The organism is Marivita cryptomonadis (genome assembly GCF_002115725.1).
In the GTDB taxonomy this organism is placed as follows: domain Bacteria; phylum Pseudomonadota; class Alphaproteobacteria; order Rhodobacterales; family Rhodobacteraceae; genus Marivita; species Marivita cryptomonadis.
The window spans coordinates 103,607-116,707 of sequence record NZ_JFKD01000004.1; the positions used below are offsets into that span (position 1 = coordinate 103,607).

The 13,101-nt window shown below is 61.3% G+C and carries 13 protein-coding genes; all 13 read right to left on the reverse strand.

Annotated features, from left to right (window positions below; genetic code table 11):
* Nucleotides 1–18: 18 nt before the first annotated feature.
* A complete protein-coding gene (gene hydA / locus MCRY_RS05920; protein ID WP_085628570.1) occupies nucleotides 19–1,416 on the reverse strand; it encodes a dihydropyrimidinase in 1,398 nt (465 codons plus the stop codon).
* Entirely contained in the window at nucleotides 1,413–2,156 is a 744-nt protein-coding gene (locus MCRY_RS05925; RefSeq protein WP_085628571.1) for an aspartate/glutamate racemase family protein, read from the reverse strand. The genes hydA and MCRY_RS05925 overlap by 4 nt, the downstream gene beginning before the upstream one ends.
* Nucleotides 2,156–3,490: an amidase gene (locus MCRY_RS05930; RefSeq protein WP_085628572.1), complete on the reverse strand. Its 1,335-nt coding sequence runs from the start codon at nucleotides 3,488–3,490 to the stop codon at nucleotides 2,156–2,158. The genes MCRY_RS05925 and MCRY_RS05930 overlap by 1 nt, the downstream gene beginning before the upstream one ends.
* Entirely contained in the window at nucleotides 3,487–4,368 is an 882-nt protein-coding gene (locus MCRY_RS05935; protein ID WP_085628573.1) for a polysaccharide deacetylase family protein, read from the reverse strand. Before MCRY_RS05935 ends, MCRY_RS05930 begins: the two co-directional genes overlap by 4 nt.
* Nucleotides 4,365–5,165, reverse strand: coding sequence for an ABC transporter permease (locus MCRY_RS05940; protein WP_085628574.1), 801 nt, complete (start codon nucleotides 5,163–5,165; stop codon nucleotides 4,365–4,367). The genes MCRY_RS05935 and MCRY_RS05940 overlap by 4 nt, the downstream gene beginning before the upstream one ends.
* Nucleotides 5,162–5,989, reverse strand: a complete 828-nt coding sequence (locus MCRY_RS05945) for an ABC transporter permease (protein ID WP_085628575.1) — start codon at nucleotides 5,987–5,989, stop codon at nucleotides 5,162–5,164. The genes MCRY_RS05940 and MCRY_RS05945 overlap by 4 nt, the downstream gene beginning before the upstream one ends.
* Nucleotides 5,989–7,074, reverse strand: coding sequence for an ABC transporter ATP-binding protein (locus tag MCRY_RS05950; protein ID WP_085628576.1), 1,086 nt, complete (start codon nucleotides 7,072–7,074; stop codon nucleotides 5,989–5,991). The genes MCRY_RS05945 and MCRY_RS05950 overlap by 1 nt, the downstream gene beginning before the upstream one ends.
* Nucleotides 7,075–7,077: 3 nt before the next feature.
* The gene (locus MCRY_RS05955; protein WP_085628718.1) at nucleotides 7,078–8,133 is read right to left on the reverse strand and encodes an extracellular solute-binding protein; all 1,056 of its coding nucleotides are present in this window, start codon (nucleotides 8,131–8,133) and stop codon (nucleotides 7,078–7,080) included.
* A gap of 157 nt (nucleotides 8,134–8,290) precedes the next feature.
* Nucleotides 8,291–8,968 carry a GntR family transcriptional regulator gene (locus MCRY_RS05960; RefSeq protein WP_085628719.1) on the reverse strand — a complete coding sequence of 226 codons (678 nt, stop codon included), beginning with the start codon at nucleotides 8,966–8,968 and terminating at the stop codon, nucleotides 8,291–8,293.
* A 100-nt stretch (nucleotides 8,969–9,068) separates the two neighbouring features.
* A complete protein-coding gene (locus MCRY_RS05965) occupies nucleotides 9,069–10,610 on the reverse strand; it encodes an amidohydrolase family protein (protein ID WP_085628577.1) in 1,542 nt (513 codons plus the stop codon).
* On the reverse strand, nucleotides 10,607–11,293 hold the full coding sequence (locus tag MCRY_RS05970; RefSeq protein ID WP_085628578.1) for an aspartate/glutamate racemase family protein: 687 nt from the start codon (nucleotides 11,291–11,293) through the stop codon (nucleotides 10,607–10,609). Before MCRY_RS05970 ends, MCRY_RS05965 begins: the two co-directional genes overlap by 4 nt.
* Nucleotides 11,293–12,582 (reverse strand): TRAP transporter large permease, encoded by a 1,290-nt coding sequence (locus tag MCRY_RS05975; RefSeq protein ID WP_238939651.1) that lies wholly within the window; start codon nucleotides 12,580–12,582, stop codon nucleotides 11,293–11,295. Before MCRY_RS05975 ends, MCRY_RS05970 begins: the two co-directional genes overlap by 1 nt.
* Nucleotides 12,579–13,088, reverse strand: coding sequence for a TRAP transporter small permease (locus MCRY_RS05980; protein WP_238939650.1), 510 nt, complete (start codon nucleotides 13,086–13,088; stop codon nucleotides 12,579–12,581). Before MCRY_RS05980 ends, MCRY_RS05975 begins: the two co-directional genes overlap by 4 nt.
* Nucleotides 13,089–13,101: the final 13 nt, after the last annotated feature.

A 13,101-nucleotide genomic window follows, 5' to 3' on the forward strand; every position in this document is an offset into this window, starting at 1 on the left:
GCAGGGCGTTGGCTTGGTTCAGCGCAGCACATCAGGGGCCTCCCGTGTCAGGTGTTGGCCTATGGCCGCCGCGACAGGCGCGCCGTCTTGCATAGTTGTTACGCCGCGCAAAAGGGTGCGCACGGGCCAGCCGGTGACTGTGAAGCCTTCCCAAGGGGTGTAGTCGCTGCCGTGATGCAGGTCGCTCTGGCGGATCGGTTTCGTCAGCGTTGGATCCCAAAGTGCGATATCAGCATCGGCGCCGACCATGATCGCCCCCTTGCGCGGGAACAGCCCGTAAAGCCGCGCGTGATTGGTGGCCGTCAGCGCCGCAAAGCGATCAAGCGAAATGCGGCCCTTTACGACGCCTTCCGAGAACAAGATCGGCAGACGGGTTTCAACGCCGGGTATCCCGTTGGGAATGTTGCGAAAACTTTGGCGCGCGCCGGGCGCATCCTTGCCTGCGGTATCGACAAAGCGGAACGGGCAATGGTCGGAGGAGAAAAGGTCAAACACCCCGGTTTCGATCCCGCGCCAGATATTGGCCCATTCATCCCGCGTGCGGGGCGGCGGGGAGCAGACATATTTTGCCCCTTCAAACCCGTCGCGGTCCAGATCGTCGGCGGTCAGCGTGATGTATTGCGGGCATGTTTCGGCAAAGACCGTCAACCCACGCTGTCGGGCGCGCATGATTTCCTCGGTCGCCTCTCCGTTTGAGACATGCACGATGGTCAGCGGCACGCCCGCGATCTCGGCCAGTGAAATGGCGCGATGGGTGGCTTCGCGTTCCACTGGTACGGGGCGCGTGGTGGCATGGTGATAGGGGGCCGTTTCGCCGGTGCGTTCTGCGCGGTCCCGCAGGAATTCGATGGCGTCCTCGTTTTCCGCATGAACCATCACCATGGCACCATGGGCTTTGGCGACTGACATCACTTCGAGGATTTGACGGTCCGAAAGGGCCAGCCCCTGATAGGTCATAAAGACCTTGAAACTGGTGTAGCCCGCTTCGATCAATGCGGGCAGGTCTTGCCCCAAGGTGACCGGATCAGTTTCCTTGACGATCAGGTGAAAGGCTACGTCCGTCAGGCAGTTGCCCTCGGCCTTGGCGCGGTAGGCGGCGACGGCCTCGCGCAGGGTCTGGCCCTCTTCTGGCAGGCAGAAGGGCAGGACAGTCGTATTGCCACCGCAAGCCGCTGCGCGGGTGCCGGTGGTGAAATCATCCGCCATCTCGATCCCCGGACCCGACGGTTGCGAGATATGAACATGGCTATCGATCCCGCCGGGAAGGGCGATCAGACCGGTGGCGTCGATCACCTCGGCACTGGCAAGGTCATGGCCCAACGTGGCGATTACACCGTCCTTGATGCCGATCTCGCATTGCGTTGTGCCGCTTGCAGAGACCACGCGCGCGCCTTTGATCACCAGATCATGGGTCATGCCCGTTCTCCTGCGATGATGCTGGCAAGGGCGGGCGACAGTCCTTTAGAAGGCTTGGCCGCCGGTCTTGCCACGCGCTGACCATAGGCCGGGGCAAGGCGCACGAGGCTCATCGCCTGCGCCGTAGCAGCGGCGATTGGGTCGATCAGCAGCCCGTCGACCTCGGATGCCATCTCTTTGGCCAGTCCGGCCAGCGGCGCGCCGCCAAGGATCACCACATCTGCGCCGTCGGCTGAGGTGGCCAGACCGACAAGGTCAATCAGGTCACCCCGCAATGCGGTTGCCACATTGTCGACCGAGTCAGGCGCAACCTTGGGGCATCTGACACCGGTAAAGCGCGCCTCTAACCCTGTCTGGCGGACACAATCGGTATACCACCGCGCCATATGCGGCGAGAACGTCACCACCGAAAAACGGTCACCCAGCATCGCGGCGGTCATAATCGCCGCTTCGGCCATGCCCACGACGGGCAGGTTGAACAGTTCGCGGGCGGCCACCAGACCGGGGTCACCAAAGGCTGCGACGATGACCGCGTCAACGCTGTCTTGGTGATCCGCAATCATCTCAAGCACATGCGCCCCGGCGATCTGGGCTTCAGCACGGGACGAGATGTAGGGAAAGCCCTGTGCTGCGGTCAGCGCCACGATCTCGGCAGCATCCCCTGCAAGATCCTGGGCGACCCGTGCCATCGGCCCCGTCATCGCTTCGGTCATGTTTGGGTTGATCATCAACAGACGCATCAGTTGAGTTCCTTCAAGAGAGGTTCCAGCATCTGTGCCGCGCCGATCAGCGCGCCGTCCTGACCTGCGGGGGCAATCAATTGCAGACCCAAGGGCAACCCTTGGTGATCCTTGCCGCAGGGCAGGGACAGGGCAGGTACGCCCGCGTGGTTCACTTGCGGAGTGAAGGCAGCATGGTCGCGGGGGCCAGCGGGCTGACCTGCGATGGTTTCGGGGGCAGAGAGTTCTGCAGTCCAGGCTGGGCAGGGTGTGGTCGGGGTCGCAATGATCCCGTAGCGGTCCAACGCCGCGCGAAGGGTCGCCCGCATCCGGTGCGAGACCTGATGCGCGGCTGCGACATCGACACCTGTCAGAGACAGTCCGGTTTCGATCTGCTTGGCGATCACCGGATCGAAAACCTCGGGCGTTTTGCGCCATACATCGCCGTAAGCCTGCGCAAGGCCCGCGAATTGCAGCGGCAGGATATCGTGTCCCTTTTGTTCACCCCAGTCGATCTCTGCCGACTGGATTGCGATGCCCGCTGTGCCAAACGCCTTGATCACGTCGGCAAAGTTCTGGGCGACATCCGGTTCGACCACCTGTCCCGTGCCGAAATCGGGGCTTGTGGCGATGTGGAGTGTGGCTGGTGCCTCGGCCCGAACGCCCGCCATGACCTCCATCGCCAGCGCGATATCCCCCATGTCGCGGGCAATGGGGCAGATCACGGATATGCCCCAGACGGGTTCGGGAAAGCTGGGACCATACGGGATCAGGTCATAGGTTGGCTTCATTCCGCACAGGCCGGTATGCGCCGGGGGACGGCGGCTAGACCCGCCTGCATCCGTGCCAAGGGCAAGCGGCACAATGCCAGCCGCCACCGCCGCGACCGACCCGCCGGACGATCCGCCCGGACCAAGTGTCAGGTCCACGGGATTGCGGGTTATGCCGTGATGCGGCGAATTGGTGGCACCCTTGCAGCCGAACTCAGAACAGGTCGTAATGCCAAGGATCATCGCGCCTGCTGCGCGCAACCGGCGCACGGCTTCGGCGTCTTCGGGGGCGATGTGATCGGCAAAGAGCCGTGATCCCTGCGAGACCCGCAAGCCTTTGACCCAGATATTGTCCTTGATCAGCACCGGCACCCCGGCCAGTGGCATGTCTTCCCCAGCGGCAAGGCGTTGCGTCACACGGTCAGCCTCGGCTTCGAAATCGGGGTTCATGTGGCAGATGGCGTTGATCGCTGGATTGCGCTCTGCTGCGCGGGCCAGCGTTTCCGCGGCAATGGCTGCCGGGGTGACATCCCCACGGCGCACAGCAGCGGCCAAATCGCGGGCGGTCAGGTCAAGCGCGGTCATGTCGTCTCTCCATGCTGGGCGGCCCAGTGGCGGGCAATGTCGCGGCGTGGCGCAATCCAGACGCCGGGCTTGGCCGCGATATGGGCCAGAACTGTCTCCAACCCGCCGATGCGGGCCGGGCGGCCAATGATGCGCAGGTGCAGCCCGATGGACATCATCCGTGCAGCCGTTGCGCCCTCGGCATACAGCCGGTCGAACCCGGCGATCACGTAGTCGGAGAAGTCCCGCGCCTGCACGAAGCCACCGCCGGGGGAAAAGCGCATGTCGTTGGTGTCAAACGCATAGGGCAGCACGACATGCGCCCCTTCCATATAGGGGATGTCGTCATCATAAGCGTTGCTGTCATAGGTGAAGCCCCCATGTTCAATCAGCAGCGCACGCGTGTGGGGCGACGTGGCGGAGCGCGTGTGCCAGCCGACCGGAGCGACGCCAGCAATCTCGGTCAGGGCAGCGTGGGTCTTGGCGATGACAGCGCGTTCCTTGTCTACATCCCAGCCGGCATGGGTTTCCCAGCGCCAGCCGTGGCAAGACACCTCGTGCCCACGTGAAACCGCATCGCGCATGAGCCACGGCGTGCGTTCAGCAGCGCGTCCGCAGGTCGAGAAGGTCGCCTTGACGCCATACGCGTCGAACGCGTCAGCAATCCGCTTGTAGCCTTGGCGCGGACCGTAGCCGAAGTGGCTTTCCATGCAGGGGTCCGGCGCGCCTTTGACCTCTTCGACGGATTCGTAGCGCGACTCGTTACGTTCATCCCCGTCACCAATGGACAGTTCCGCGCCTTCTTCGACATTGACGACGAACGACACGGCTAGCCTCGCGTCATCCGGCCAGCAGGGCGCGGGTTCTGCGCCGAAATATCCCTTCAGATCACGCCTCATCCCTGGATCATCCGGTTGAGGCCCACGGTCCGTGCGCCGACCACTAGGGCGATCACCGCCATCAGGATCAGGCCAGACGACATGGCTGCCAAGGACGGGTCGGGCTGTTCCTCAAGATACTGCAGCATCTTGATTGGCAGGGTCTTGTTGCGGGCGTCCGTCAGGAAGATCGAGATCGGGTAGTTGTCCATCGACGCCAGAAACGCGAACAGGCCGCCAGTCAGATAGGCGGGGGCCAGATTGGGCACCAGCACCTTGAGAATGGCTTTGGGGTAAGACAACCCAAGGGTCCGCGCCGCATCCACAAGTGAGAAATCGAAGGCCGACATCGACGCCAGAAGCGTGCGCATCACAAAGGGCAGGGTGATCACGATATGACCCAGCAGCAGCGACCAATAAGCATCGCGCAAACCGATCTCGCGGAAGAACTGCAAAAGCGCCACGCCGACGACCAACCCCGGCATCATGAGCGGGGACACCGTAAATGTGGCGATTGCCTCGCGTCCCCGAAACCGGCCCCGTGCGACCGCAACGGCGGCAAGTGTGCCCAGCACCAAAGAAATCGCCGTCGAGACCACTGCTAGGTTGAGCGATAGGGTCACCGCCTCCCACAAGCCGGATCGTTCCTGCAGTGACCGATACCAGCGCAGCGACCATTCGGGTGGAGGCAGCGTGTAGACCGAAGACGACGTGAACGACGCGGCCACCGTGATCACGATGGGCAGCATCAGGAACACCACGCAGCACAGCCCGATGGCCCAGCTGATCGCAAGAAACAGGCGGTCCGTCCCGGTCATGATCGTGCCCCCAGACGGTTGGCGAGCCAACTTGACCCCAGCACGACCGAGATCGCGATGATCAGCAGGATGGAAGAGATCGTGGCGCCGAGTGCTTCGTTGCGAAGGTAGAGGAAGGACCGCGCGGTCAGCATCGACAGCGTTTGCTGCCGTTCGCCCACGATCAGCGATGGAATGACGTACATCGACACGGCGAGCGAAAAGACAAAGGCGCATCCCGCTACCACACCCGGCAGGCTGAGCGGCAAGGTGACGTTGAAGAACCGGAATACGGGTGTCGCGCCAAGGGATGCCGCGGCCTCGGGCAGGCGCGTGTCCATCTGGCGCAGGACCGCATAGATCGGCAGCACCATGAAGGGTAGGAACACGTTGGCCGCGCCGATGATCAGCGCTGTTTCCGTGAACAGCATGCGGATGGGCGTGTCGACGATACCCAGAGACATCAAAATGTCGTTCAGTACCCCGCGCGTGCGAAATATGATCGACCACGCAAAGGCCTTGACCACAACGCCGACCGACATCGGCAGAACCATCGCGACAAGGAAGATCGACAACCAGATCCCGTTGGCTCGCGACATTGCGATCGCGGTCGGGTAGGCGATGAGCAAAGCTACGATCGTCGTCAAAGCGGCGACGCGCAAGGTCCGCCAAAGCACCGACATGTTGTACTCATCGGTGAAGAACAGGCGGTATTCCTCAAGCGAGAACTGACCGTCAATCTGAAACGACTTGAGCAGCAGCATGAACAGCGGCAGGGCAAAGATCACCGCAAGAAAGGTGAGCCCCGGCAGGGCCAGCAGCCCGATATGTTCCAGCCGCCGCATCAGCGTGGCGCCTCGTAGACCAGAGTGTCTTTGACCGACCAGCCAAAGGTCACGTCCTGTCCGCGGGTCAGGTTGGTCTGGATGCCCGGCACTTCGCACAGAAGGCGATCCTCGGGGTGGCTTGCGCCGTGCAATTGGGTCTTTGCCCCCAACACCATCGCATCAGCCAGCGTAACCTTGATTGTGTTTTCTCCGGCAACGGGCGTGATCAGTTCCGGGCGGACGCCGACGGTCACCTCGGTGCCGACTCCGTAATCCCCTTGGGCCAGAACCATGCCGTTTGCAGTGTCGATTTGCATCACCGGGCCATCGGTCTTGCTGACCCGTCCGCGCATGCGCGTCGACAGGCCGACAAAGTCCATCACGAAGGACGAACGTGGCCGGGCGTAGAGTTCAGACGGTGTGGCGAATTGCTCGATCTGGCCCGAATTCATGACTGCGATACGATCGGAGACACCCATTGCTTCTTCCTGATCGTGGGTGACAAAAATCGCTGTCATTCCCCGGTCGCGCAGCAGGGACTTGAGTTCGACCTGCATGGTTTCGCGCAGCTTGCGGTCGAGCGCGGAAAACGGTTCATCCAAGAGCAACAGCACCGGATCGACCACCAGCGCGCGGGCGACCGCCACGCGTTGTTGCTGACCACCGGATAGAGCAGCCACTGGACGATCCGCAAAGTCGCGCATCCGCACCAATTGCAGCGCCTCGCTGACTTTTGGGGCGATGTCACCTTTAGGAACGCTGCGCGCCCGCAAGCCGAAAGCAACGTTTTCTGCCACGGTAAGGTGCGGGAACAGCGCATAGCTTTGGAACACCACCGAGATATTCCGGCGATGTGCCGGCACCCGCGTGATCGCGCGCCCGTCCAGAAGGATGTCGCCCGCATCGGCCGAGGTCAGACCTGCGATGATGCGGAGCAATGTGGTTTTGCCGCAGCCGGACGGGCCGAGAAGAGACACGAGTTCTCCTCTCGCCACGCGGAAGTCCATGTCGGACATCACGGTGGTTCCCTTGAACGCCTTGCCCACACCGACAACGTCGAGATAGGCGCGTTTGTCCGGCTCCGTCCCTGCGGAGCCCTGCATGGATCAGATGGCCATCAGCTTGTCGAACCGTTCGATCCAGTCTCGACGGTTGGCGGCGACGAAGGCCCAGTCGGGCGAATAGATCGGCACCCCGTCCGGGATGATCGCACCGGCGGTAACAGTCGTGTTGGCCGGGACGGAGGAGGCAAAATCGGCAATTGCCGACTGCATGTCCGAGCCAAGCATCTCGTTGACATAGGCCTGCGCCAGTTCAGGGTTCGGCCCGCCTTTGACAAGGCAAATACCTGATGGCATTGCGAAAATCCCCTCGGACGGCGCGGCAAGGTCGACTGGTACACCCTCGTTCTTGCGCGGCAACGCATAGGACGAGAAATTGCCTGCCAGCATGGTGATTTCACCCTGCTCAAGCAGGTTGAAGGCCTGACTCATCGTTGTGTAGACGGACAGCAGGTTCGGTTTCAGCTCTTCCAGCTTGGCAAAGGCCGCGTCGATTTCGTACTGCGCTTCAGAGAATGGTTTGCCAGAGCCGAGCATGGCAGCGGCGAACAGCGTCCACATGCCTTCGGTGTTTTGCAGCGACGGGATAATCAGCTGTCCCTTTGCCTCGGGCGACCAAAGCGTGGTCCAAGACGGCACGCCATCCGGCGCGAATTCGGTGTTGTAGGCAACACCTGCCCAAGGCTGCACGTAGTTGCACCACATGCCATCCATGTGCACTGCGTCCGGGCGCAGGTCGGTCATGTTCGGAACCGCATCGGCAGTGATCGGTGTCAGCAAATCGGCCTCGACCGCTTGGATCATCACCGGGTCGTCCATCTGGACCACCGACAGATAGGGCGCGTCCTTGTTCGATGACATCTTTTCAAGGTTCACCGACGATTTGGTGCCCTCAAACAGGATGTCCGCACCGATGGTCGACTTCATGTGCGGGATGACAATCTCTTCCATCCATGCGGTGTGCGATCCGGCGCATCCGATCACAAGCTCAGAGCTTTGCGCCCGCAGCAGAGCTGGTGTTGCCAGCGTCCCGAGCGCGGCATAGGCAGAGCCTTTCAGGACAGACCGGCGGGATAGGTCGCCCATGGTTCTTTTCGTCATCTTCAAATCCCCCATCAGGATGTTTCAGTTCCACATAAAAATGGCATGCCATTTTGGGGGAGTCATATTTTTAAGGGGAAATCGTGCGGTAAATCTCGGTTTTGCCTCATGTTTGAGCGAATGAGCAGGGTGGGGGGAATAATTGTGCTGGGTGGAATCAACCCGGGTTCCGGTCGCCCTGGCGGACCAAAACCTCGGCCAGCGTTTCACCCGTATGCAACAGGTGAGTCTTCCATATTTTGGCGGCTGCCAAAGGATCGCGCGACCGAAAAGCCTGCATCAGAGTTTCATGTTCGCCGACGGCTTGTTCTAACCGTTCGGGGTTCATGATCGCCATATAACGGCCACGCCGCGCGCGGGCGATCAGACGGTTATGCGTCGCGATCACAATGGGGTTTCCGCAGCTTGTCACGATGAAATCATGGATCAGCGTGTTGGTATCGAAATAGTTGCTGATCCGGTCCGACTGAAACTGTTCGAGCATGGTGCCATGCAAGTCTTCCAGCTTTTGAAGGCTGTCGGGTGTGATGGTTTCCGCAAGCCGTTCGGCGGCGAGGCTTTCAAGACTTGAGATCACATCAAACAGGTGCAGCGCTTCATCGGGGCCAAAGACCGACACCAAAGCGCCGCGATGCAGCGTGATTTCGATCAAACCATCCGCTTCCAGCAGCTTCAGCGCCTCGCGCACTGGCGTTCTTGAAACGTCCAACTCTGCCGATAAGCGCCGTTCCACCAAACGATCCAAAGGCGCAAGGTCGCCTTTGACGATCCGGTCTCGCAGGATCGAGGCGACACGTTCCGCCGCGGCCTTGGAGGTTTCCGAAAGGGTTTGCATATTGGCGCGCCGGTACACTTTTGGTTGAGCAAGAGTGCGTTCGGTCATGCCGCTAACGCGGCGGAAGGTCAATCGCCGTTACATCGGTGACGAACTGGAGTTATCGGCGAGATGACGCTTTGTAAAAGGGTGTCCGGTCTGCAGTGTTCTGAAGGTAGTCGTCGTAAAACGCCCGAACCGTCGGAAACACGGCTTCGCGTAATTCATGGCGGTGCAGTTCATCCGCGTCACGTGGCGCCGCAAGCGCTTCGGCGATCCGAGCCAGAATGGCGTCGCGATCCACCCGCGTGAAGCATCCGTCTTGGTAAACCACCTCACCTTCGATGATCACCGTATCAACGTCTTTCGATTTCGCTCGGTGGATCAGGGCGACCATCGGCGCGATGTCCGGATCCTGATAGGGGAAGGTGGCCTTGTCGTAATCCAGGATAACCGCATCCATCCGGCAGCCGGGTTCCAACTGACCGATTTCAGTTCCAAACGCGGTGGTGCGCGCGCCGTGTTCGGTTCCCATCCGCAGCACGTCACCCGCCGAGGGCACATCCGACGGGTCGATGCCGGGGGTGCGGTGCAGGTTCAGAACCATGCGCATCTCTTGCAACATATCGCGGTCATCGTTGATCCCGGCTTCGTCGATGCCCATGCCAACGGTCATGCCGCGATTGACCAGTTCCATCAGAGGCAACGCGCCTGACCGCAGCCGCAGATTGGACGAGCAGTTGTGACAGATACAGGTGCCGGTCCCGGCGCAAATCTCGATGTCTTCTTCGGTCATCCAGACGCCATGGCCGATGGTCATATGCGGACCCAACATCCCCAGCTTTTCCAGATGCCGCACGGCAGTCGTGCCGGTGCGGCGGTAGGCGTATTCTTTCTGGTAGGCTGTTTCGAGCAGATGGATGTGCATCGGCACATTGGCGGCAACGGATTTTTCCTGCAACGCCAACAGCCCGTCATCGGTCATCCAATGCAGGTTGGCCGGGGCCAATTGCACCCGCGCGCGGCGGGAAGTTTTGGTTTCGGTCAACCGGTCGAACAGCGTCAGGAAATCCTCGAACGGCATGGTCAGCCGTTGCAGATGCGCCGCCATTGCTTTGCCAATTTCTGGCGGCAGGCGGTCACAGAAAGCGGCATCGTCTTCGTAGACAAATCGGTTCTGTTCGCGCACGCCGTAGCAGTAGGACACCCGCATCCCGATGTCGTCATAGGCCTCGATCACGCGGCTGGCCGATCCGACCACCGCATCCAGATCGCCCACGGCCCAGCCTTGGATATGCTGCACCGTGGTCACACCGGACGAGATCATCTCGAATGCGGAATAAAGCGTGTCGAGATAGGGATCGACCTTACGAATGGCGAGCCGCGCTGCAAACCAAAGTTCAAGCGGGGAATCCGGGGCACCCAGTTGCAGTGGTGTCAGCCCGACATGGTGATGCGCGTTGATCAGGCCGGGCATGATCAGGTGATGGGAATACTCCTCAACCCGCGCGTCGGGAAAGGCGGCCACGATCTCAGCTTTTGGCGCAACGGCGCGGATCACTCCGTCTTCAAACGCGATGGCGGCATCGTCGATCATCTGGATCTCGCCATCTTCGGAGATGCCGGTGACGACCCATCTGGCTGTGACGACCCGCACACTCACGGCAGCACGCCGCCTGTTTTTGAAAGCGGGGTGGCGGCAGTGATGCGCAGGCGGATGTGGCGAAGCGCCTCGACTGTGCCGTCGATGATCGGCACATCGCACAGCGGCGCAATCCGCGCAGCAAGTCCGGCCAAAGGACCACCGCCCATGACAATCGCATTTGCGCCATCACGTTCGCAGGCGTGGCACAGATCGACCAGCTCCTTGAACAGGGCGTCGGCCACGTCAGCGGGATCGCCCTCAATGGCTTCGGGATGCGCCGCAACCCCGATCAACTGGTCACCGACGCCATGCTCAAAGGCCTTGTCCCGAAGTGGTGGCGCGACTTCAGGCGCAAAGGTCACGATGGCGAACGGCCCTCCGATCCCGCGCACGGTTTCGAACGCGGCCTCGGCGATCCCGATCACGGGGATATCCGGCCAAAGCGCGCGAACAGCCTCTGCGCCAGTGTCACCAAACGACGCCAGAACAATTGCGTCCGGTAGTTCAGGCTGGCTCCGAATGGTCTCGACCACACCGCGCGCGGCTTCTTCCCCATCCTCGGGTGTCACAATCAGTTCAGGGCCGAACGCCGCCGAAAAGGTCGTCACCCGATCTCCGGGTTGCGCGGCACTTTGCGCCGCTTGTGCGATGCGGTCGGTGATGCCCCGCGATGTGTTCGGATTGACGACAAGCAAGCGCATCAGACCAGCACCGATGGCAACCAGAGCGAAATCGCCGGGAACAGGTTGACGAGGATCAGCGCGATCAGCATGGCCCCGATAAAGGCCAGCATCGACGGGATGATCTTGGCAATCGAGATCTTGGCGATGGCGCAGGTGATGAGAACCACAGATGCAACCGGCGGCGTCTGCTGTCCGATGCCCAGATTGATCGTTAGGATCAGACCGAAATGCACTCGGTCGATGCCCAATTGATCGGCCAGCGGCAGGAAAATCGGCACCAGCATCAGGATTGCCGGTGTGCCATGAATGATCGTGCCCGCCAGCAGGAAGAACACGTTGATCGCCAGCAAAACCACCCAGTAATTGTCTGAAATCCCGAGGATCGCCTGTGCGATGTCCTGCGGGATGCGCTGGTTGGTCAGATACCAGCCCAGCAGGGTTGAGGTCGCCACGATGAACATCAGCATCGCCGACCGCTTGCCAGCGACACGCAGCGTGTCGATCAACGTGCCCAGCTTGACCGTCCGGTAGACCAGTGCGGCCAGGACGATTGACCAGAAGGCCGCGATGGCTCCGGCCTCTGTCGCTGTGAAGATACCGCCAAGGATGCCGACAAGGATCAGGATCGGAAGGGTCAGCGGGATTGCCGCGTCCTTGCCAGTTTCGGCAACCCGCTTGAGAGAGAACTCCCCTTCGGTCGGATAGCCGCGCTTGACCGAGATGAAATAGGCTGTCGCCATCAGAAGGGCACAGACCATGATCCCCGGCAGAATGCCTGCCGCGAACAGCTCGGCGATCGAGGCGTTGGCCACATAGGCGTAGAGGATCAGGTTCAGCGACGGTGGCACAATGATCGCCATCGTGGCCGAGGTCGAAGTGACGGCTGCGGCAAATGCCGCCGGATAGCCGCGCTTGCGCATCTGGGGGATCATCACCGATCCGATTGCGGCGGCGTCCGAAGTGGCAGTGCCCGAAATCTCGGAAAAGAAGAGCGATGTCAGGATGTTGACATGTGCGAGGCCACCCCGGATGTGCCCGACAAGTGACGATGCAAAGGCGATCAGCTTTTCAGCGATCTTGCCTTGGTTCATGATTTCGCCCGCGATCATGAACAGCAAGGCGGCCACGAGCAGGTAATTGTTTGCCCCGCCAAACGGGATCAAGCCGATGATCTGCGGCACCACTGCCGGGTCGAGCAGGATCATCGTCGCCGCCGTGACGCCCAGCACAAAGGCAATGGGCAGTCCTGCGATCAGCAGCGCGACTAGCAGAATGAGGATCATCCAACCGGGGTCAAGAAACATCATGCGTCGCTTTCGGGAAGAAGGTCATCGGGCGAGACGCGCCCGGTTGCAATGCCGACCAGCCGGACGGCGCAGAAGATCAGGATCAGCATCCCGCCCACGGCCATCGTGCCACGAAACAGCACCATCGGCAGTTCAACGGAAATCAGGGTCCGCGACCCAAAGCTGAGTGCGGCAATGCCGCCATACCACGCCAGCAACGCCCCGAACCCGCCCATCAGGATCAGGTTCATTCCGGTGACGATGCGCTTGAGCGTGGGGGACATGACTCGCAACACCGCGTCGAACCCGAGGTGTTCATTGGTCCGTGTCAGATAGGCTGCGCCGATGAAAGTCAGCGCAGCCAAGATATGCGCCGGAAGCTCTTCGCCCCAAGACACGCTGTCGTTCAGTACGAACCGGGCGAAGACCGCCCAGTTCAGCAGGATCAGAAGCAGGCCCGCCATGGCCACCACAAGCGCATCCAGCACGGCTGTCGTCCAGCGGTCGAGGGTGTCGGTGATTTGCATCAGGCGGTCCATC

What these genes read in the sequence shown, in the direction of transcription:
- MCRY_RS05970 (WP_085628578.1), bottom strand. Translation starts at nt 11,293, where the DNA reads ATGCGCTTGCTTGTCGTCAATCCGAACACATCGCGGGGCATCACCGAC.
- MCRY_RS05960 (WP_085628719.1), bottom strand. Translation starts at nt 8,968, where the DNA reads ATGCAAACCCTTTCGGAAACCTCCAAGGCCGCGGCGGAACGTGTCGCC.
- hydA (WP_085628570.1), bottom strand. Translation starts at nt 1,416, where the DNA reads ATGACCCATGATCTGGTGATCAAAGGCGCGCGCGTGGTCTCTGCAAGC.
- MCRY_RS05925 (WP_085628571.1), bottom strand. Translation starts at nt 2,156, where the DNA reads ATGCGTCTGTTGATGATCAACCCAAACATGACCGAAGCGATGACGGGG.
- MCRY_RS05940 (WP_085628574.1), bottom strand. Translation starts at nt 5,165, where the DNA reads ATGACCGGGACGGACCGCCTGTTTCTTGCGATCAGCTGGGCCATCGGG.
- MCRY_RS05975 (WP_238939651.1), bottom strand. Translation starts at nt 12,582, where the DNA reads ATGATGTTTCTTGACCCCGGTTGGATGATCCTCATTCTGCTAGTCGCG.
- MCRY_RS05935 (WP_085628573.1), bottom strand. Translation starts at nt 4,368, where the DNA reads ATGAGGCGTGATCTGAAGGGATATTTCGGCGCAGAACCCGCGCCCTGC.
- MCRY_RS05930 (WP_085628572.1), bottom strand. Translation starts at nt 3,490, where the DNA reads ATGACCGCGCTTGACCTGACCGCCCGCGATTTGGCCGCTGCTGTGCGC.
- MCRY_RS05945 (WP_085628575.1), bottom strand. Translation starts at nt 5,989, where the DNA reads ATGCGGCGGCTGGAACATATCGGGCTGCTGGCCCTGCCGGGGCTCACC.
- MCRY_RS05980 (WP_238939650.1), bottom strand. Translation starts at nt 13,088, where the DNA reads ATGCAAATCACCGACACCCTCGACCGCTGGACGACAGCCGTGCTGGAT.
- MCRY_RS05950 (WP_085628576.1), bottom strand. Translation starts at nt 7,074, where the DNA reads ATGCAGGGCTCCGCAGGGACGGAGCCGGACAAACGCGCCTATCTCGAC.
- MCRY_RS05955 (WP_085628718.1), bottom strand. Translation starts at nt 8,133, where the DNA reads ATGACGAAAAGAACCATGGGCGACCTATCCCGCCGGTCTGTCCTGAAA.